The following is an 18468-nucleotide window of genomic DNA, read 5'->3' as shown; positions in this document are numbered from 1 at the left end:
TTTTGTACCCCATACTACATGCACCGTTTTATATTGCTTAGTGTTGTTGTTGCCATAGCAGCATCGTGCCGCAGCATACAACCAGAAACTCCAACGTTAGCACCTGAAACATACGTAGCCCCTGCCCCACCCCCGTCACAAATAGATATTCCGGTACTGGTAGATTTAAAAAGCCTGTACGACCAAATAGAGAAAAACGTCCCTGCCAAACTTAATTCAACAGGTTACCCCGGTTGGCAACAAGATGCCAATTGCAACTTGCACTACCGTTGGAATTTTTGGCGTGAAAAACTCTCATTCGTCCCTAATAACAACACATTGGCTATTAACTGCCTAGGGTACTACCAAGGCGAGGGCGAAGCCCGCCCCTGTTGCTGGGATTGGTGCCCCTATGTAGGCACGGGTTGCGGTATGAATGAGCCTCCCCGCCAGCTACAATTAAGCATACTATCGGTAGTAAATATCAGCCCAACCTATCAGATACAATCTAATACTGCCGTTACCAAACTGATACCCATTAACCGTTGTAAAGTAACCACGCTAAATTTTGATATTACCGACAATATAATGGCGCAAACACGCGCGCCGCTGGATAAGGCGTGCAAAGATTTTGATGCCGGTATGGCTAAATTTAATTTACGCGGACAAGTAGAGCAAGTTTGGAAAACACTGCATACCCCAATGGCCATTGATACATTCGGCTTTTTGGTGTTCAATCCTTCGTCGCTGCGCATCAGCCCCATTACTACCAAGGGTGATGAATTGAGGTTTAGTTTAGGTGCCACAGCCAACCCTGCTTTCTTGCTGAATACCGCTAATCATCCGGCTCCGCCTAAATTGCCCGATTTAAGCAAAAACCCTAAGCAATCAGGCGGGTTTAGTGTGTATTTAGATACCCGGTTGCATTATGCGGAACTAACCAAACTGGTAAATGCCCAAATGAAAGGTATGAAGTTTGATTATGGCAAAAAGCACATCGAAGTGCTTGAGGTACAGTTGAGCGGTACGGGCAATCAAAAATTACTGATTAAAGTAAACTTTAACGGAAGTGTAAAAGGTTGGATGTATATGACCGGAACACCACAATTTGACAGTGTAACAAAAGAACTCATCCTACCCGATTTAGACTTTGATATAAAAACACGCAACGTGTTGCTAAAATCGGCCAAGTGGTTGTTTAACAACACCCTTACTAACTCTATGCGCCAAAATGCAAAGTTTTATGTGGGTGATATGCTTACCACTATACAACAACAAGTACAGCAAAACCTAACCAAAAACTGGGGTAATGGCATAAATACTACAGGTAAGGTTGAGGCAATTACCATTCGTAATTTATTTCCTGCCCCCGATTATTTACAGGTGAGTTGTTTCATCAAAGGCGACCTTGATGCTCAACTGAAAGAATTAAAGTGATTATTTGTTGTTAAGAGATTGTTGAATGTCTTTCCAATCCATTACGAAAGGTTTTTCTTTAAAACCTGCCGCAGGTTGATGGCCTAATATGTCTTTAATACGACTATCGTTGTGGGGATGAGTCATCATAAACTCCAAATCATCGTCGTAAGCCAGTCCCGCCTCGTTTAACTTTCTGAAAAATGACGCCAGTTTATAGGGGCTTATTCCTGCCTTTTCAAGTAAATCAATTGCAAAATGGTCGGCCTGTTTTTCATATTCTCGGTCAAACCTTTTTGAAAGCACCAGTTTCCCTGCTTCTTTAATCACGTTATCATCCCCTCCTCCTAAAATTGTACCCACGGCTTCAATACCCAGTTCTTTTGCCAGCTTCTTGGTAATATGTTTCTTTTCAGCGTGGCCGATTTCATGTGCCAAAACAGCCGCCAACTCTTCGGGAGATTCACAAAACTTAATCAGGCCTTCAAACACAAAAATGTGCCCTCCTGCAATGGTAAACGCATTAATTGTGGTATCGCGCAGGATGTAAAAGCGATAGTTATACGCTGGTAAAGGTACTTGATTCAACAGTCTACCGTATATAATGCGGTATGCTGAATCAACTTTGGGATACTGTGCGGTAATGTTTTCCCATTCCGTAAGTACCACCTTTTTAGCCATAATATCACCCAGCTTTTGCTCCTGCTCGCGACTTATTTCAATACTCGGAGCTTTCCAGTCTTTTGAAAAATAGGCAAACCCTGCCCAAATGGCCCCGAAGATGAGTACCAGTATTACAATATCTCTTACTAATTTCTCTCCCATAACTACATCGGCGGACGATTGGTATAAACAGTTTCTTCGCCTATGGTACTTTGTTTTGAGTACGCATAGTGATAAGCTAGTCTTCCGAAAAACAGCATGTAATAAAACCTGCCATTGTATGCCCTAACGGCTGCAATAAGGCTAAAAATTATATACACAAGGTTGGCAATAACCACCATTATTATATAACCGAAATACAAATCGGTAAAATTAAAAACGGGGTCAAAATCCTCCCCTACATTTTCAGTAACGCCTGAAGAAGTAAGGATTGAAAAAGTCCAAAACACAGCACCTGCATTCAGCAAACTTGTAGGCAGCTGAGATATCAGCGACTGCAAAGTGTGGAAGTGAATAAACCTTGATTTTTTTCGGTTTACAAAATAGTATATAACCGCTGCCAATAAATTGATAAGCGGTAAAGGCAACCCAACGCCTAACGAGGCAAACATCATTAAATAAGCACCCATCGCGTCTTGTCGCTCACGGGTGCTTATTTCTTCGGGTTGCGGAATGGGATGGTATCTTTCGTCCATTCTGGCAATTTAAATTATTGTCCTGAAAAAGGAGGGTATTCGTCGGTTAAGTAACTCATGTATAATGCAACACGGGTAGACCAACGCAGTGTACCTACGTTAAACTCGTGCCAGCTTTGAGGGTATTTACCGGTAAACAAAACCACCCACCAAGCTAAAAACATTAAAACGTTTCCTGCTATGCTTCTGAAAAGCAGAACAAACATGTGAGGTATGTAAACATATATCACTCCGAATAGCAAACGCAACAACACAGTACCTCTATTGCTTGTTTCGGGATATTCAAGCTCAATGTTAGATAACATATCGTCGTTGTTTTTATTTACCCAAAAATCAGGGTATCCGTCAACCAAATTACTGAGCACCGCATTTAACCGCAGATTCCACTTTTGTAACCCCAAATTAAATTCCCAAAAGCTGCGGGGATAGTTTCCGGTAAACAAAATCACCCAAAACGAAATGAATGAAATGATTGAAGACCAAAAAAGGGCAAAAAACAACATAAAAACATGTGGCAGTACAATGTAAAATGCACCGAAAAATGAACGCAGCAACAAATCGCCGCGTGAGTAATTTTCTTGATAAGTAACAGAGATTTTCATAGGCTAATGTGTATGATTAATAAATACAATATGTGCGTTTTTTTTTAAATTATTAATATGCTTGGTGTTAAATTTTAGCCCCTTATCTCTATTGTAGTGATAAGATTACATAGTAATCGCCCGCCTGCTTAGCTAAAAAACCTATTTTTGCCGCATGTACTTTGATATCAAAAAACGGGTTAAACTTTTATTGCACAGCTATGTCGATTGGCAATCGAAGTACCTTAACCACCGTAATTTTCTTATCATTCTATGCATACTTATTGGCATCGTTGCAGGGCTTTCAGCAGTTGCACTTAAACGTACCGCCAACTTCTTTGAGCACCTGCTCTCAAACTCTCTTCAGGGTTCATTTTTGCAAAACTCGTTTTTTATCTACCCGCTTATTGGTATTACGCTTACCGTAATAATTGTACGCTGGCTGCTAAAAGGCAACCTGCAACCGGGGGTAGCCCAAATAATATACAGCATTGCAAAACGCCAAAGCTATCTGGATAAAAACAATATATGGTCTCACCTGCTCACCAGCGCTATTACGGTTAGTATGGGCGGTTCCGTTGGGCTTGAGGCTCCTATTGTAAACAGTGGTTCGGCTACGGGCAGTTCCATCGCAAAAAACTTCCGTATTGGTTATAAAGACCGCACACTGCTACTTGCAAGCGGAGCAGCAGCGGGGTTAGCCGCCATTTTCAACTGCCCTATCACAGGGGTGATTTTTGCACTGGAAGTATTGCTGTTTGATTTCAGCATCCCGTTTATTATACCGTTGATTATTTCAACCGCCACTTCATCGGTGGTTTCACAGTTGTTATACCCTGAAAAGTTTTTCTTCCTCATCACCAACAAATGGGAATTAAACGCCATACCGTTTTACATATTATTGGGCATCGGCGTAGGATTGCTATCAGTGTACATGATACGTACATCGCTAAAAATCGAACATCACTTTTTTGCCTATCAAAATCCTGTAAAGCGCATATTATTGGCAGGTATCCCTCTTTGTGCCCTTATCTTTCTATTCCCACCTTTGTTTGGCGAGGGGTATGTAATGATTGAAAACCTACTGGAGGGCGCTGATACCAAACTGGGTGTCAACTCATTTTTCAGCCAATACATCGGCAGCGGTTGGTGGCTGCTTGCTTTTGCCGTTGGTATAATGTTTTTAAAAGTAATTGCGGCTGCACTAACGTTGGGTGCAGGTGGTAACGGCGGAATATTCGGCCCCAGTATGTTCACGGGGGCGATGGCCGGCTTTGTTTTTGCCCGTTTTATAAACCTTACGGGATTAATGACTTTGCAAGAATCAAACTTTATTGTGGCGGGTATGGCCGGTGTAGTAGCCGGTGTAGTGCATGCCCCGCTCACAGGGATATTTTTGATTGCCGAGGTAACAGGCGGGTACGCGCTGTTTGTGCCGTTGATGATTGTAGTGGCCATTTCATACTTTGTAACCCGTTCTTTCGAGCGGTATTCGATTTATCACAAACGACTGGCCGGAATGGGCATCGATTTTAAAAACCAAACGGGCGACGAAGAACTATAATTATACAATGGGTATAAAACCCGTTGCTATTCATTCTTTACGTTCAAATCCATGTTGGCATAAAAGCCTAAATCTTTATTCTTCAATAGCTTGGTTAAAAAAGCAATTTGCCCTGTATGGTATGATAGATGTTCAGCCACGTGGATGGCATTGCCCATACCCGTTAGTTTAAATCCCTGCACATTTCGCACGCGCATCAATTCCTCTGGGCTTGCAGCATTAATCACCTCAATGGATTTGGTTACTGTGTTTGAAAACTTTTTCCCTAACTGAGTCTTGGTATACCCTCCTTTTGCTGCAAACTCCTCATCCCTTGTGCGCTTATCTTCTTCCCCTCCTATTGATGATAAAATGTATTGAGTGGTGTTTCCGCAAAGGTGTAATATCAAATTGGCTACGCTGTTCAGGTTGCCGTTAGGTGTTTGCCACACTTCCTCTTCGCTCAATTCAGCAAGGCATTTCTCAACGCGCGGAATATTTTCTCCCATCCGCAGGGTTATTTGTGCTTTAAACTCGGCAAAAATCTGTTTGGTATCCATTACACAAATATAGTATTAGCAGGCATTGAACGGCTGTTTGTGCAATAACTGATTTTTATCATGCCGCTATCCAACAATTATCACAAAACAGTTGTAACAGGCTTCGGAACTTTGTACCACAATTCAGAAATAAAATAATATCGCTATGAAAATAGAACAGATATACACCGGCTGCCTTGCACAAGGTGCCTACTACATTGTTTCGGGCAACGAAGCTGCCATTATCGACCCTTTGCGCGAAATACAACCCTATATTGAACGTGCCGAAAAAGACGGCGTAACGATTAAATATGTGCTTGAAACGCACTTTCATGCCGATTTTGTCTCTGGTCATATTGATTTGGCCAAAGCCACAGGCGCAAAAATTGTGTACGGCCCCACTGCAAAACCTGCTTTTGATGCTTACGTAGCTACAGACGGCGAGGAACTTACTTTGGGCAAGGTACGTATTGAGGTGTTGCACACACCCGGACATACTATGGAATCGAGTTGTTTTTTGTTGAAAGATGAAAACGGCACTCCCAATGCATTGTTCACTGGTGATACCTTATTCATTGGCGACGTTGGTCGTCCTGATTTAGCACAAAAAGCGGCCAACTTAACAAAAGAAGAATTGGCAGGCTTGTTATACGAATCATTACGCACTAAAGTAATGAATTTGCCTGATGAAGTGATAGTTTATCCCGCACACGGCGCAGGTTCTGCCTGTGGCAAAAACATGAGCAAAGAAACGGTTTCTACCATCGGAGCACAAAAACAAACCAACTACGCACTTAGGGCTACTATGACGAAAGAGGAGTTTGTGAAAGAAGTTACCGACGGACTGTTACCCCCACCTGTTTATTTTCCGCAAAATGCCCGCATGAATAAAGAAGGGTACGAGGCCATTAACAAAGTGCTGCAACGCGGACAAAGCGCGTTATCCGTTGCCGCTTTTGAGGCTGCTGCCAACGAAACCGGTGCGTTGATTATTGATACACGTAACCCGGAGGATTTTGTAAGCGGATTTATTCCCAATAGCATAAACATTGGCATAAACGGAAACTTTGCCCCTTGGGTGGGTGCATTAATTACCGATGTGAAACAACCCTTGTTGCTGGTTTGTGAGCCGGGCAGAGAAGAAGAGGTGGTTACACGTTTGGCTCGCGTAGGGTACGACAATGTATTGGGCTACCTAAAGGGCGGCTTTGAAGCTTGGCGCGCCGAGGGCAAAGAAACAGATGAAATTGAAACCATATCAGCGTTTGAGTTTGCTCACCGCCAAAGCCTGCAACCTATGCCGATTGTGGACGTACGCAAAACAGGTGAATACGAAGCCGAACACGTAATAAACGCTTTAAATATCCCTTTGGATTATATCAGCGAAAACATGGCCGGTTTCCCTCAAAACGAAACTTTTTACCTGCACTGTGCAGGAGGGTACCGCTCGGTGATTGCAGCATCAATACTTAAGGCACGCGGATATGCCAACATGATAAATGTTGAAGGCGGTTTTACGGCCATTAAAGAAACACCGATTGCCCGTACTGCATACGTTTGCCCCACTGCTTCAAAATAATGATAAAACGATTTTTAATCCGTCACAAACTACCGTTGACAGGATTAGTAACGGGCGCAGGTGCCGGTTGGCTATACTGGAACCAAATTGGGTGTATTACCGGCACCTGTGCTATTACATCAAACCCTTTTAATAGCACCGTGTACGGCGCATTAGTAGGCTGGCTGTTGTTTAGCAGCTTTAAAAAAGAAACAAAAAAGAATACTTATTAATAAATCTGAAATAACATGGAAAACGTGATTTCTAAAATTAAAGGCAGCGAGGTTACCATTATTGATGTTCGCACTCCTGCCGAGTTTATGGGCGGTAATGTTGCCGGAAGTGTAAATATTCCCCTAAACGAAGTTCCTCATCGCTTGGATGAATTTAAAACCATGCAAAACATTGTACTTTGCTGTGCATCGGGTAACCGTAGCGGGCAAGCTACTATGTTTTTAAAACAAAACGGAATTGAGTGCGTAAACGGCGGCTCGTGGCTGGATGTTAATTATATAATTAGTAAACTGTAAGCATCAACTTAATACCCTACTTGGTAGGTTTGTAATTATCCCGAAAAACAAAATTGAAATGATACAACTGATTAAAAATATTTTAGGAATTGGCCCAAAAGTAGATTTGGGAGAATTGATTAACAATGGTGCGGTTATAGTGGATGTGCGCACCAAAGGCGAATATGCAGGCGGCCACGTGGCAGGCTCAATAAATATCCCTCTTGACCAGCTTAGAAACAACCTTAAAAAGTTTAAGAGTAAAGACCAACCCATCATTACCTGTTGTGCATCGGGTATGCGCAGTGCATCGGCTAAAGTAACACTCAAAAGTGCCGGTTTTACCAATGTACACAATGGCGGCAGTTGGAGTAGTGTAAACCGTTTTGTAAAATAAACATGCTCAATTTCATAAAATCACAAGTGTTGAGCCAATGGGGGTTTACACGCATTATACGTTTGGTACTGGGTGTTGTAGTGTTAATACAAGGCATACAAGCCGCCAGCATAATGCTTGCTATTTTTGGAGGACTTTTTATACTACAAGGCTTGCTAAATGCAAGTGGCTGCGGACCTAACGGTTGCGGTGTACCCCGCTATAAAGAGGACTTGAAAAGTAATAACACATCCAAGGAAACTACTTACGAAGAAATCAAATAAGTTGTTGAAGCTTTAACTACATTGGTTCAGTTTTAAGCTGAATGGTAGTGTGTCTTAACCCCTCTAAAACAAATTATTAAACAAAACGTTTAGCTTTAATGTGTATGAATAAATACGTTTTTAATCCACTGCTATTTGTAGCCGTGCTGTTTATCAGTATTAGTGCTGCATCGTGCCAAAATACAAAGCAAAAAGACAGTACCATAGCTGCCAAGGGCGGTAAAGTTGCTGTTGAGGAGTTTGAAAAGCTGCTTACACAAACAACAGATGCCCAGCTGATTGATGTGAGAACTCCCGATGAGTATACTGGCGGGCATATTGCTAACGCCGTAAACATAAATGTAAACGGTGACGATTTTGAACAAGCGGTAGGCGCACTTGATAAAACCAAGCCCGTTTTTGTGTATTGCTTGGCCGGCAGCCGCAGTGAAAGCGCTGCCGACTATATGCGTGCGCAAGGGTTTGCAACTGTGTATGAATTAAAGGGCGGTGTTTTAAAATGGCAGGCGGCAGGCAAAAACCTTGAAACAGGGAGTGCTACTCCTAAAAAACAAGGCATGACGCAAGAGGAGTTTTTGAAAAAGGTTACCACTGAAAACTATGTGTTGGTTGATTACCATGCTACCTGGTGCAAGCCTTGTATCCAGATGGCTCCTATGCTGGATAAGGTTGCTGCCGATAAAAAGGATAAGCTGACCCTTTTGAAAGTGGATGCCGATGAAAACCCCTTGTTAATGCAGCAAAAGGGATTTAGTGAAATACCCGTGCTTGAATTGTACCACAAAGGTAAACTGGTATGGAGCCACAAGGGGCTTATTGATGAAGCTGCTTTATTAAGCGGTACAAAACTATAGTTCTGCCACGTTAGTTATAAATAGTGAAGGCTGCCACATAATAGGCAGCCTTCTTTGTTTTCATAGTTTGCAATTCGTTTATTTTATTCCGCCGGCTATTAATTCATCAAGGCGCATGTAGCTTTCGTTAATTCCTTGTTCCATGCCCGACTGTAAAGCTGCGTCACGGTCTTCAACCGACTGAAATACATCTTGTATCACCAAACGGGTGCGATCGTTTGGTAACTCCTCAAACCGAATGGTCTCTAAACACACATGGCCTTTCTCGGGTAACCCTTCAAACTCAAATGTCTGAATGATTCTCTCAGGAGCAACACATTCATGAAACACCCCTTTAAAACCGTATTCGGCTTCGGGTTTACGGTAATGTACATACCTGTACTCACCACCGTTGCGGGCATCAAACTTATCAACCCGCATATTTAAATCCCGCGGTCCTAACCATTTAACAATTAAATCAGCATCGGTGTGTGCTTTGTACACCAATTCACGCGGAGCATCAAATTCACGAGTAATAAAAAACTCCTGTTTTCCTGCTTCAGCAGTAATTTTTGTTTCGTAGTTTGTAGTAGCTGCCATAATTTTTATTCGTTATTGTTTTTAAGTGCTTCCAAAACTTCATCAAGGGTATTGTGTGCCATAGCAAACCCTTCTTTAAAGCCCATTTGAACAGTCATTTCCATTGCCTCTGTCGATGCAAAAGTTATCATCACGTCCACCTTTGTTAACTCTGCTTCGCCATCAAAGCGCACCTCCCAATTACTACCCGGCAACTCCAAATTTTCATTCCCTTCCTCATCACAAAAAGCATCAACCGCATCGTACCCCTTGTGTGTTATTATGTTATCATACTTCATTTTAGCCCAATGCTTTTCTCCCGCAGGCCCCTCCATACTGTACAACCAGTTACCCCCATTGCTAAAATTCATGCTCTTAGTTTCATTTTTCCACGGTCTTGGTGCCCACCATTTATCCAAATGTTGTGGTTCTGTCCATGCTTTCCATACCATAGGTACTTCGGCATTAAACTCACGTTTCACAAGAATTTGCTTCTTGTCATCATACTTGGTATAAGTTGTCTTTTCCATGCGTTTATTTTTTTTGCTTTTTCATTTCGTTAAGTAATTCCTCCAATCTGTCAAAGCGTTCTTCCCACATTTTTTTAAACGGCTCTAACCAATCGTTCACTTCCTTCAGCTTGTCGGCTTGTATATAACAAAACCGTTCTCTTCCAAGGGGTTTAATCACCACAAGGCCGCACTCGGTTAGTATTTTAATATGCTGTGAAATAGCAGGCCTACTCACGTCAAACTTTTCAGCTATAGTATTAAGGTTCATGGGTTGTTGTGCTACCATGCTGATAATGTTACGTCGTGTAGGATCTGCGATTGCCTGAAACGTATCCCTGCGTGCTGCTACTGCCATGATTACGTAAGTATTTGCTTACAAATTAAAATGTAAGCGTTTACTTACGCAAATTTTTACAACAAATTATCTGTCGATAGAATGTAAAACACTACAAATAAGATAATTAAAATTAATCAACTATCGTTCTGAAAGTGAGGTTGATGCGGGGCTTATGCACTGATGTTGTAGGAGGCAACCGATGTAGCCAGTGGGTTTGTGTAGTTCCTTTCATTACCAGCAAACTGCCGTGTTCTAAAAGTACTGAAACGGTTTCTTTGGTATGTTTATGCTTGAATGAAAACTTACGCTCAGCACCAAAACTTAATGAGGCTATGGCTCCGTTCCGTTTCAAGTCTTTTTCGGCATCGCTGTGCCAGGCCATACCTTCTTGACCGTTGTGGTATAAATTGAGCAGGCAAGAGTTATAGGTTTCGCCTGTTTTATCCTCTGCCAAGGCTTTTAGGGCTAATAACTCGGGTGTCCATGGCAATGCACGTTTAGTAGTGTTAGAGTAGCTGTATTCATAATCTTTATCACCATACCACGCCACTTTGCGTTTGGTAACAATGTGTTTGCCGTATATTACAGCTTCATCATTACGCCATTCAATACGTTCTGATAAATATGCCAAAAACTCATTTGCAGCAGTAAAAGGCATTACCTTACCATAGTAGTTCACCTCCCCGTCTTTGGGTAGCAGGTTCTCCATTTCGGCATTTATATCAGTAAACAAGTTCATTCTTATATTTCAGATACCCATAAAGTCTGCACGCAACGTACAATTCCTTTCTTTTAATAACAAAAAACCGACGGTTTTGCTTTTGTAACGGATTGCAAAACTTGCAATTTGACAACGCAAAACCGAAAACCATTGTAGAACATTTATAAACCGTAAAAAGTATCCATACTTCCCTATAAAGTATAATTTAAGCATCTAAAAGTGACTGACTTTTGTTAAAAATTTAAACATACTACAAATGAACAAAACAGTCTTAATTACGGGAGCTTCTCAGGGTATCGGAAAACTGGCCGCCCTAAAATTCAGAGGACAGGGATACAATGTAATAGCGGTCTCAAGATCAATTTCCAAATCCCAAGAACTAAAGTCAAAAGGAATTGACCTTTTTGACATGGACATTTCTAATGACGAAAGTATAAACTCGGCTTTTGAAAAGATTTATGCGAAGTATCCAAAAATTGATATTCTAGTTAACAATGCAGGGTTTTCGCAAAATGGCTTTGTTGAAGAACTCACATCGGAGCAACTTCGTTATCAATTTGCCGTTAATGTTTTTGGGTTGATAAAAGTTACACAAATGGTTTTGCCTTCAATGCGCAAAGCAAAAACAGGTAAAATCATCAATATTGGTTCAGTAGGCGGAGATTTTACTTCACCCGGAGCAAGTGCATACCATGCTTCAAAGTATGCGGTTGAGAGTTTTTCGGATGGGATGCGACAAGAGTTGAAATTCTTTGGAATTGATGTTGTTCTTATTAAACCCGGAGGTGTATCAACGGATTTTACAGCGAATGCCAGATCCAACTATCCTGAAGCCATAGAAGGTAATCCTTATGGAACCTTAAGACACAAGTTCAATGATATGTTGGATACAATTTTAGATCCGGATAAAAGCAGTGTGTCGCTTCTATCCCCGGATAAAGTAGTAAGTGTTATTCTGACTGCTGCAACAACCGAAAAACCAAAACCACGTTACAAGGTTGGTGCTCTGGCAAAGATGGTTCCTTTGATGAAAAGGTTAATGTCAGACAAATCATTCGATAATATGCTCTTGAAACAATTGAAACTAACCTAACCGATTTCATCCTTGGACTACAAATTTGCATCATAACACAATTCATGTCCTAACATCCCTTGATTTATGTTTTTATCAAACGCTTAGATACAAACTTTTTTAGATATCTTGACTCATAGTGTTTAACAAATAGATTCATCAATAAGAAACTTGTCTCACCAAAACAAATAAGATGAATACTTTACTATGAGATAGCGTTTGATAAAAAATGGGGGGCTAACGAAAAGCCTCCGCATTAAAGTTCATAATCAAAATTACAAACTATAACTATTGGGGCAGAGGTAATCGTAACACCATAGCCAAGGGTTTAAAAGCTAAAGAAAACATTACGACGCATTACTCTTGCTTATATGCTTAACTGAGGGTGGAGCAGAAAGGACGACCAATTATTCTACGTATTGAAATGAAAAAAGACACTTTTATAAGACTAAAATCGATTGCGGATTTACACCGGTTTATTGGGTTTGAAAGCCCGAGGCATCCGCTTATCTCAATTATTGATTATTCTACAGTAAAACCAATTGAAGGATTAACAAAGTCTAATATTGTAAACGAACTCTACCTAATCAGTATCAAAGATGTCGGGCCAAAGGATGTAAGGTACGGTAGAAGTCACTATGATTTTCAAGACGGCTGTTTGATTTTTATGGCTCCGAATCAAGTTTTTTCTATTTCTGACTCCGACTTAAAAACCAATTTTTCAGGTATTGGTATTTACTTTCACCCTGATATACTTTTGGGGTCATCTCTTTCAAAAAACATTTCAAACTATTCATTCTTTGAATACCGAACCAACGAAGCTTTGCACCTTTCAAATGCGGAAAAAGAAACCGTTAAACATATTTTCTCAAACATAGAAGCCGAAATCGGAGACCTCATAGATAAGCACACACAAGAAGTTTTGGTTTATAACATTGAACTTTTGCTGAAATACTCAAATAGATTTTATGAACGACAACATATCAGTAGAAAGAGCATCTTTACTCTTTTGCCATGTAGCAGCATTGACACCTTTGGCAGCAGCTTGTTGTTGTGTACCATAAGCCCATTTTAATTTTGAAGCCATTTTACCCAAGTTGAGTTTCATAGCAAGTAAGAAGCCGCCACGAGCTGCAATACTTAATGGGTTATACTTTACAACCGCCTTGACAGCTACTTTAGCAGCTTGACCAACTTTCTGACCAACAGTTTTTACGGTGTTCTTTACATTGGTAAAAAAGCCTTTGACATTGATTCCACTCAGAGCCAATTCGTCCGGGTCGTAATCAATACCATTCATAGCAGTTATGCCATTGCGCATATTAAGTTGAGATTCATTCTTTGCTAGAATGTCCAATGCTTCGTCACGCTTGTCGGTGTACCAATACTGAATAGCATAGTCCAACATTTTAAGGAGTGCCTGTGGATCATCCACAGTTGAAACCATATTCGGATTTTGTGCTACCGCATTACGAGTAGCTACAATATTTTGATAGAGTTTATCCAGGTCTGATTGATTGGTGACTGCACCTAAACCAATACCGGACAGTGATGTTGCCATAACTGCATCATAGTGGTCATTGCCTGACACACCACTGAGCACGGCTACGTTTATGCCTTTTAAGTTCATTGTATAATCCATTTTATCGGTGTATTTTTTCTCATAGTTGAATTCAGAAACCACTCCGTCAATCACACAGTAGTTGGTTCCGTCCATTGGCACAATCACGTACACGTGTTGCCATGAATCCTGGCTATACTTAGTGATTCTGAACTTGTGAGGAATTTGCAGATTGGTTAAGATGCTTGAAGCGAAAATGCTCATGCAGTCACAGTCAACCCCGGTGGCTCTTTCAGCCCAACTTCTTGCAGGTCTGCGAAGCTGCTCAAGTCCTCGTTTATCCAACTTGTATTGGATATAGGAGTACATGAATTCCCAAATGGCTTTACAAGTATCAAGGGTGGAAGACCGCCTGAGTAATGGAGCGATTCGCTTGGTGTCGTCAAGGTATTTCCAAACGACTTTCTCCATTAACTCAACCGTATCGGTTACCTCACCATCATTAATGATGACACGGTCACGCTCATCAGGTGGTGGGAAATACGGATTATAGCGGCTTCCATCTTTGATGCTGCGATAACCACTGGTTACAATTTTGCTTGGTATGTGAGATAGTGCCTGCATTAAATCAATTTTTCAGAGGGCGACTGATAAAACAGTCCGTTTACATAGGTGGTGAAATACATTTCCATGGGCACACCCAACTGAGCAACCAGGTTCTTTTTATTCCCCGATTTCCAGGCAGTTATTACAGCAGGTATTTTTGTGACGATGTTCTTGATAAGTCCGGCAAGGATTGACCAGGACAATTCAAGTTCGATCGTATCAATCTTAGTTACGGCAAGTGGCTGAATGACGATTTCTTTATTCTCGGCATCAGATTGCGTTAAGAACTTGTTTTTAGATGTTAGTGTTACCACTGGCTTTGTGATGCGGATGCTATCACGAGAGGGATTATTGACTTCTACTTCTGTTCTGAAGGTCAAACCTCCTAGGTTGATTGAGTGAATGCGAGGGTTGACCATCTTCATGGTAGAAACGTCAGATACATTCTGCATTTTCAGCAGTCTGACCATACCATAAAAAAGGCCTGCACCTATCGCTATACCCAATACTTTATTCATCGTCTCCGAAGTTTTTGAAATACTTATTGAGCTTTGCTGAAATATTGTCGAGTGCCTTTTTTACCACATAACCGGCAGCAGCGGATGCAGCAGCATATAAAACAACAGTAGTGAGACCAGGAAGGGTAATAGCCATTAAAAGAGGCTTCGCTGTTACAGCTTTTCCTACGCCTCCAACGACACCTGAAACGGTGGTAAATATCGAAGTGTGTGAGTGATGTGGCATGAAGTCTTGCATCGTTTAGGATACAAACTTCTAAAATGAATAATTGGGAAAAAGGCGTTTTAGGGCGTGTGAATCTCTATAATGGCCAGTGTTAAATTATGAGGGTGAATTGTTATCTTAAAGGGTAATTAATGAAATTTATAAAGTTCGTATTTAGTGCTAAACAAAAGAGATTTGTATATTTTTTAGCCAAAATTTAGTATCGATTAGAAAAGCTATAACCACACACATAGGCATACAAAATCTATTTTTCGTGAAGTTTGTATTAAAGTAATTGCTTAAATAAACAAATTGACTAATTTTGCCCTATGGAAACAATTTCTTGTATAAGACTACAGGCGGACATTAAGCAAATCAACCGTTGTAAAGGTCGAGTTTCAGAACTGAATAATTCATTTGACTATCTATCGAATGGACTTGAATTGGCGGCTAATAATGTGAGACTGAAAATCCTGTTTCTACTTTATGAAGAAAAAAAACTTTGTGTTTGCGACATAAGTGACATACTCGGCATGACCATTTCGGCAATTTCACAACATCTGCGAAAACTCAAAGATAGAGGACTAATTGAAACGGTAAGGCAAGCACAAACTATTTTCTACTCTTTGACAAAAGAGTATGCTAAAATGCTCCAACCATTTTTCAAAATACTTGACGAAAACAGAATTTTGGAAACAATATGAAACCAGAAAATAAATTAATCGGTGCAGGACTTTTTACTGCAATTGCCGCTTCTATGTGTTGTATCACACCCGTATTGGCTCTTGTTGCTGGCACAAGCGGACTTGCTTCAACTTTCAATTGGCTTGAACCGTTCCGACCATATTTTATCTTTCTGACAATTTTGGTTCTTGGCTTTGCTTGGTATCAAAAGTTAAAACCTAAAAAGCAAATTGAGTGTAATTGTGAAACAGAAGAAAAACCAAAGTTTATTCAATCAAAAATATTTTTAGGAATTGTAACAGCATTTGCAATCATAATGCTAGCTTTTCCATATTACTCAATCATTTTCTACCCAAAAACAGAAAAGCAAATCATAATGGTTGACAAATCCAATATACAAAAAGTAGAATTTACGATTAATGGAATGACTTGTGCAAGCTGTGGCGAAATTGTAAATCACGAAGTAAATAAATTGAAAGGAATAATAAATTCAATCGCTTCATATGAAAATGGAAATGCAATTGTAGAATTTGACAACTCGAAAACAAATATTTCTGAAATCGAGAAAGCAATAAACTCAACAGGATATACTGTAACTGACAAAAAAGAAAATTAAAATGGAAATCATATTAGAATCAACAATAACTTGTCCCAACTGCGGACACAAGAAAGAAGAAACTATGCCGACAGACGCTTGTCAATATTTTTACGAATGTGAAAAATGCAAACAAGTTCTAAAACCAAAACAAGGCGACTGTTGTGTTTATTGTAGTTACGGAAGTGTGAAATGTCCCCCAATTCAGCAAGACAAGAAATGTTGCTAACAAAAGTCAAAAAAGCCAAGCTAGTAGAGATTTGACGCATTAACTGGCGCATTACTTCGTATGACAGTTTTACTGTAGGCTCAATTGTATTTCTTGCATTTAACATCTGTACTAAATAATAGCCTTAATGCCAAATTGCATTTTTTTGGAAATATACTATGGTTCTCCAAATTCATCCACAATAACTTTTACATGAGCAGGTGTTAATAAACGATTACCAGGCTTGTAACCTAAACTTTGAAGTATTGGCAACACCTTGTCATTTAATTTAATCCATCTGCGCAACTGTGCACTAGCACTTTTTTTTGATATGCTTGGGAAATACAATTGTGCGAGCTCCCCAAAGCCATAAGATTTGATTTTAAATTTGTCTTCCATATTCTAAAACAGTCTAAAGATTTATTAAAAAAGCCCTGGGATTTCCAGGGCTTTAAGTTTACATTGCCAATGTTAATCGCTGTCCAATCTTCTGCGATAATCGTAACATATCGTCACCGACTTTTTGGTCAACAATTCGAGCGTAATGTTGTGTACTCATAATGTTCTTGTGTCCAAGCATTCTACTTACACTCTCAATCGGCACACCATTCGTAAGTGTTACAGTAGTTGCAAAAGTGTGACGAGCTACGTGAAAGGATAAATTCTTTGTGATTCCACAGAGGTCTGCAAGCTCTTTTAAATATGCATTCATTTTTTGATTGCTTATGATTGGCAAAACATGGTCATCATCTTTCAAAGCATCGAGTAATACATACTTATTAATAATCTGCATGGCAACTTCTAACATCAATACACTTGTTCTTCCTCCGGTTTTTTGCCTTCTAGTTTTAATCCAATATCCCTGAGTATTTTTCTCAATCTCTTTTTTGCGTAGCTTATAAATATCAATATAGGCAAGTCCTGTGTAGCAAGAGAACACAAAGAAATCTCTAACTCGAATTAATCGTTCAATGTCGGAGGTAAATTCCATGAGTGTTCTTAATTCATCTTCGGTAAGATAGGGACGGTCTACTTCTTTCATCATAAGACTTATTCCAACGAAAGGGTCTTTAAGCAACCAACCATGACGAAGACAGATGTAGGTGATACGTTTTAGGTTCTGCAAAAATTTAGTTGCAGTGTTGTAGTTGCATCCTTTTTCTGTTTTCAGATACATAGCGAACTGTGTAATCATGAAATGGTCTACTGACTTAATTGGAACATCACTAGTCTTGTAATACTGTTTGAGGTAGTTGGCGAAATGATTTTTTGCTGCATTGTATTTCTGACAAGTAGCAACGGTACTTTCTTTACCGATTAACTTACGAAGCCCTTCGATATGTTCTTCCCATATCTCAATAATCATTTTAGGCTTGGCTGTGTTTACTCCGAGAACTGCATCTCTTACCATGGGCGGAGTAACGACATCGTGCATAGTAATTAAATCGGAATACCGCTGACGAGTACGAGTGAGAACAGCATCGATGTATTCATTGAATTCACGAGCTTCTACAGTTCTCCCTTTGAGACGAGAACGTTTGGCATCCCAATCATCGGGCTGCACACTACGTTGAAGTTGCATCACGAGGCGTTCCCCGTTGATGTTGATTTTCATAAGAACAGGAACTTCTCCGTTCTTCTTTGCTTTTGTTCTGCTGATGTAAACGACCAGCGAGAAATTGGCTTTTTGGTTTGACGACATTTGGCACAAAAATTAAGTTGTGCCCCCCTTTAAATGTTTTACAAAAATACGGAAACCAAGCGAAAAAACAATATCTAATTAATTGATTTTCAGTCTATAATAGTCTAAATCAGTCTACTTGCTTGGTTTCTTTTTTGGCCTCTAAAAAAAAGAAACCCCCTTAGAAACCAAACCCATAGACTTTTATAGACT

25 protein-coding genes are annotated in these 18468 nt (G+C 40.2%); 12 read left to right on the top strand and 13 right to left on the bottom strand.

Features of this window, described 5'->3' with window-relative positions; translation table 11 throughout:
• Positions 1-18 precede the first annotated feature (18 nt).
• Positions 19-1416: a DUF4403 family protein gene (locus tag F9K23_10395; protein ID KAB2915659.1), complete on the top strand. Its 1398-nt coding sequence runs from the start codon at positions 19-21 to the stop codon at positions 1414-1416.
• Here F9K23_10395 and F9K23_10390 read toward each other — a convergent pair whose 3' ends face one another.
• From F9K23_10390 to F9K23_10380, 3 genes are read right to left on the bottom strand one after another with little or no spacing between them, the layout of a single operon-like run.
• Positions 1417-2220, bottom strand: coding sequence for a M48 family metallopeptidase (locus F9K23_10390; protein ID KAB2915658.1), 804 nt, complete (start codon positions 2218-2220; stop codon positions 1417-1419).
• 2 nt (positions 2221-2222) lie between these two features.
• Positions 2223-2753, bottom strand: a complete 531-nt coding sequence (locus F9K23_10385) for a DUF4870 domain-containing protein (protein ID KAB2915657.1) — start codon at positions 2751-2753, stop codon at positions 2223-2225.
• A 14-nt stretch (positions 2754-2767) separates the two neighbouring features.
• The gene (locus tag F9K23_10380) at positions 2768-3355 is read right to left on the bottom strand and encodes a DUF4389 domain-containing protein (GenBank protein KAB2915656.1); all 588 of its coding nucleotides are present in this window, start codon (positions 3353-3355) and stop codon (positions 2768-2770) included.
• Positions 3356-3509: 154 nt separating this feature from the next.
• Here F9K23_10380 and F9K23_10375 point away from each other — a divergent pair, with 154 nt between their 5' ends.
• Positions 3510-4898, top strand: coding sequence for a chloride channel protein (locus F9K23_10375; protein ID KAB2915655.1), 1389 nt, complete (start codon positions 3510-3512; stop codon positions 4896-4898).
• A gap of 26 nt (positions 4899-4924) precedes the next feature.
• On the opposite strand, the gene F9K23_10370 is transcribed toward F9K23_10375, so the two are convergent.
• Positions 4925-5437: a DUF1572 domain-containing protein gene (locus F9K23_10370; GenBank protein ID KAB2915654.1), complete on the bottom strand. Its 513-nt coding sequence runs from the start codon at positions 5435-5437 to the stop codon at positions 4925-4927.
• A 145-nt stretch (positions 5438-5582) separates the two neighbouring features.
• Here F9K23_10370 and F9K23_10365 point away from each other — a divergent pair, with 145 nt between their 5' ends.
• The 6 genes from F9K23_10365 to F9K23_10340 all read left to right on the top strand — a co-directional run bounded on the left by F9K23_10365 (position 5583) and on the right by F9K23_10340 (position 8997).
• Positions 5583-6995 carry an MBL fold metallo-hydrolase gene (locus tag F9K23_10365; protein KAB2915653.1) on the top strand — a complete coding sequence of 471 codons (1413 nt, stop codon included), beginning with the start codon at positions 5583-5585 and terminating at the stop codon, positions 6993-6995.
• Between the two features lie 2 nt (positions 6996-6997).
• On the top strand, positions 6998-7207 hold the full coding sequence (locus F9K23_10360) for a hypothetical protein (GenBank protein ID KAB2915734.1): 210 nt from the start codon (positions 6998-7000) through the stop codon (positions 7205-7207).
• Positions 7208-7222: 15 nt separating this feature from the next.
• Entirely contained in the window at positions 7223-7504 is a 282-nt protein-coding gene (locus F9K23_10355) for a rhodanese-like domain-containing protein (protein ID KAB2915652.1), read from the top strand.
• A 58-nt stretch (positions 7505-7562) separates the two neighbouring features.
• Positions 7563-7880, top strand: coding sequence for a rhodanese-like domain-containing protein (locus tag F9K23_10350; GenBank protein ID KAB2915651.1), 318 nt, complete (start codon positions 7563-7565; stop codon positions 7878-7880).
• 2 nt (positions 7881-7882) lie between these two features.
• A complete protein-coding gene (locus tag F9K23_10345) occupies positions 7883-8143 on the top strand; it encodes a hypothetical protein (GenBank protein KAB2915650.1) in 261 nt (86 codons plus the stop codon).
• A 98-nt stretch (positions 8144-8241) separates the two neighbouring features.
• Positions 8242-8997: a thioredoxin gene (locus tag F9K23_10340; protein KAB2915649.1), complete on the top strand. Its 756-nt coding sequence runs from the start codon at positions 8242-8244 to the stop codon at positions 8995-8997.
• A gap of 78 nt (positions 8998-9075) precedes the next feature.
• Here the strand turns inward: F9K23_10340 and F9K23_10335 are convergent, their stop codons facing one another.
• From F9K23_10335 to F9K23_10320, 4 genes are all read right to left on the bottom strand, one after another.
• Positions 9076-9576 carry an SRPBCC family protein gene (locus F9K23_10335; protein KAB2915648.1) on the bottom strand — a complete coding sequence of 167 codons (501 nt, stop codon included), beginning with the start codon at positions 9574-9576 and terminating at the stop codon, positions 9076-9078.
• A 5-nt stretch (positions 9577-9581) separates the two neighbouring features.
• Positions 9582-10085 (bottom strand): SRPBCC domain-containing protein, encoded by a 504-nt coding sequence (locus F9K23_10330; GenBank protein ID KAB2915647.1) that lies wholly within the window; start codon positions 10083-10085, stop codon positions 9582-9584.
• 4 nt (positions 10086-10089) lie between these two features.
• Complete coding sequence (locus F9K23_10325) at positions 10090-10422, bottom strand: winged helix-turn-helix transcriptional regulator (protein ID KAB2915646.1); 333 nt, start codon at positions 10420-10422, stop codon at positions 10090-10092.
• Between the two features lie 112 nt (positions 10423-10534).
• Positions 10535-11143 carry an alpha-ketoglutarate-dependent dioxygenase AlkB gene (locus F9K23_10320; GenBank protein KAB2915645.1) on the bottom strand — a complete coding sequence of 203 codons (609 nt, stop codon included), beginning with the start codon at positions 11141-11143 and terminating at the stop codon, positions 10535-10537.
• A gap of 238 nt (positions 11144-11381) precedes the next feature.
• Between F9K23_10320 and F9K23_10315 the strand changes: the two genes are divergently transcribed.
• On the top strand, positions 11382-12218 hold the full coding sequence (locus F9K23_10315; protein KAB2915644.1) for an SDR family NAD(P)-dependent oxidoreductase: 837 nt from the start codon (positions 11382-11384) through the stop codon (positions 12216-12218).
• A gap of 934 nt (positions 12219-13152) precedes the next feature.
• Here the strand turns inward: F9K23_10315 and F9K23_10310 are convergent.
• From F9K23_10310 to F9K23_10300, 3 genes are read right to left on the bottom strand one after another with little or no spacing between them, the layout of a single operon-like run.
• Positions 13153-14382: a hypothetical protein gene (locus F9K23_10310; protein KAB2915643.1), complete on the bottom strand. Its 1230-nt coding sequence runs from the start codon at positions 14380-14382 to the stop codon at positions 13153-13155.
• Positions 14382-14882 (bottom strand): hypothetical protein, encoded by a 501-nt coding sequence (locus tag F9K23_10305; GenBank protein ID KAB2915642.1) that lies wholly within the window; start codon positions 14880-14882, stop codon positions 14382-14384. Before F9K23_10305 ends, F9K23_10310 begins: the two co-directional genes overlap by 1 nt.
• A complete protein-coding gene (locus tag F9K23_10300; GenBank protein ID KAB2915641.1) occupies positions 14875-15120 on the bottom strand; it encodes a hypothetical protein in 246 nt (81 codons plus the stop codon). The genes F9K23_10305 and F9K23_10300 overlap by 8 nt, the downstream gene beginning before the upstream one ends.
• Positions 15121-15416: 296 nt before the next feature.
• On the opposite strand from F9K23_10300, the gene F9K23_10295 reads away from it, so the two are divergent.
• The 3 genes from F9K23_10295 to F9K23_10285 are packed head-to-tail and all read left to right on the top strand — an operon-like array spanning position 15417 to position 16595.
• On the top strand, positions 15417-15791 hold the full coding sequence (locus F9K23_10295; GenBank protein ID KAB2915640.1) for a helix-turn-helix transcriptional regulator: 375 nt from the start codon (positions 15417-15419) through the stop codon (positions 15789-15791).
• Complete coding sequence (gene merTP / locus F9K23_10290; GenBank protein KAB2915639.1) at positions 15788-16387, top strand: mercuric transport protein MerTP; 600 nt, start codon at positions 15788-15790, stop codon at positions 16385-16387. The genes F9K23_10295 and merTP overlap by 4 nt, the downstream gene beginning before the upstream one ends.
• Before the next feature lies 1 nt (position 16388).
• A complete protein-coding gene (locus tag F9K23_10285; GenBank protein KAB2915638.1) occupies positions 16389-16595 on the top strand; it encodes a hypothetical protein in 207 nt (68 codons plus the stop codon).
• Positions 16596-16751: 156 nt separating this feature from the next.
• Here the strand turns inward: F9K23_10285 and F9K23_10280 are convergent, their stop codons facing one another.
• Positions 16752-16973 (bottom strand): DUF4248 domain-containing protein, encoded by a 222-nt coding sequence (locus F9K23_10280; protein ID KAB2915637.1) that lies wholly within the window; start codon positions 16971-16973, stop codon positions 16752-16754.
• Between the two features lie 58 nt (positions 16974-17031).
• Positions 17032-18276 (bottom strand): site-specific integrase, encoded by a 1245-nt coding sequence (locus F9K23_10275; protein ID KAB2915636.1) that lies wholly within the window; start codon positions 18274-18276, stop codon positions 17032-17034.
• Between the last annotated feature and the right edge of the window lie 192 nt (positions 18277-18468).

It is taken from the genome of Bacteroidota bacterium (assembly GCA_008933805.1).
Lineage (GTDB): Bacteria > Bacteroidota > Bacteroidia > UBA8524 > UBA8524 > SB11.
The sequence above is the reverse complement of the archived record's forward strand: the minus strand, read 5'-3'. Positions and strand labels throughout refer to the sequence as shown.

Bases quoted from the DNA above. Each gene is read 5' to 3' on its own strand.
- F9K23_10395 (KAB2915659.1), top strand. From the start codon at position 19: ATGCACCGTTTTATATTGCTTAGTGTTGTTGTTGCCATAGCAGCATCG.
- F9K23_10390 (KAB2915658.1), bottom strand. From the start codon at position 2,220: ATGGGAGAGAAATTAGTAAGAGATATTGTAATACTGGTACTCATCTTC.
- F9K23_10385 (KAB2915657.1), bottom strand. From the start codon at position 2,753: ATGGACGAAAGATACCATCCCATTCCGCAACCCGAAGAAATAAGCACC.
- F9K23_10380 (KAB2915656.1), bottom strand. From the start codon at position 3,355: ATGAAAATCTCTGTTACTTATCAAGAAAATTACTCACGCGGCGATTTG.
- F9K23_10375 (KAB2915655.1), top strand. From the start codon at position 3,510: ATGTACTTTGATATCAAAAAACGGGTTAAACTTTTATTGCACAGCTAT.
- F9K23_10370 (KAB2915654.1), bottom strand. From the start codon at position 5,437: ATGGATACCAAACAGATTTTTGCCGAGTTTAAAGCACAAATAACCCTG.
- F9K23_10365 (KAB2915653.1), top strand. From the start codon at position 5,583: ATGAAAATAGAACAGATATACACCGGCTGCCTTGCACAAGGTGCCTAC.
- F9K23_10355 (KAB2915652.1), top strand. From the start codon at position 7,223: ATGGAAAACGTGATTTCTAAAATTAAAGGCAGCGAGGTTACCATTATT.
- F9K23_10350 (KAB2915651.1), top strand. From the start codon at position 7,563: ATGATACAACTGATTAAAAATATTTTAGGAATTGGCCCAAAAGTAGAT.
- F9K23_10345 (KAB2915650.1), top strand. From the start codon at position 7,883: ATGCTCAATTTCATAAAATCACAAGTGTTGAGCCAATGGGGGTTTACA.
- F9K23_10340 (KAB2915649.1), top strand. From the start codon at position 8,242: ATGTGTATGAATAAATACGTTTTTAATCCACTGCTATTTGTAGCCGTG.
- F9K23_10335 (KAB2915648.1), bottom strand. From the start codon at position 9,576: ATGGCAGCTACTACAAACTACGAAACAAAAATTACTGCTGAAGCAGGA.
- F9K23_10330 (KAB2915647.1), bottom strand. From the start codon at position 10,085: ATGGAAAAGACAACTTATACCAAGTATGATGACAAGAAGCAAATTCTT.
- F9K23_10325 (KAB2915646.1), bottom strand. From the start codon at position 10,422: ATGGCAGTAGCAGCACGCAGGGATACGTTTCAGGCAATCGCAGATCCT.
- F9K23_10320 (KAB2915645.1), bottom strand. From the start codon at position 11,143: ATGAACTTGTTTACTGATATAAATGCCGAAATGGAGAACCTGCTACCC.
- F9K23_10315 (KAB2915644.1), top strand. From the start codon at position 11,382: ATGAACAAAACAGTCTTAATTACGGGAGCTTCTCAGGGTATCGGAAAA.
- F9K23_10310 (KAB2915643.1), bottom strand. From the start codon at position 14,382: ATGCAGGCACTATCTCACATACCAAGCAAAATTGTAACCAGTGGTTAT.
- F9K23_10305 (KAB2915642.1), bottom strand. From the start codon at position 14,882: ATGAATAAAGTATTGGGTATAGCGATAGGTGCAGGCCTTTTTTATGGT.
- F9K23_10300 (KAB2915641.1), bottom strand. From the start codon at position 15,120: ATGCAAGACTTCATGCCACATCACTCACACACTTCGATATTTACCACC.
- F9K23_10295 (KAB2915640.1), top strand. From the start codon at position 15,417: ATGGAAACAATTTCTTGTATAAGACTACAGGCGGACATTAAGCAAATC.
- merTP (KAB2915639.1), top strand. From the start codon at position 15,788: ATGAAACCAGAAAATAAATTAATCGGTGCAGGACTTTTTACTGCAATT.
- F9K23_10285 (KAB2915638.1), top strand. From the start codon at position 16,389: ATGGAAATCATATTAGAATCAACAATAACTTGTCCCAACTGCGGACAC.
- F9K23_10280 (KAB2915637.1), bottom strand. From the start codon at position 16,973: ATGGAAGACAAATTTAAAATCAAATCTTATGGCTTTGGGGAGCTCGCA.
- F9K23_10275 (KAB2915636.1), bottom strand. From the start codon at position 18,276: ATGTCGTCAAACCAAAAAGCCAATTTCTCGCTGGTCGTTTACATCAGC.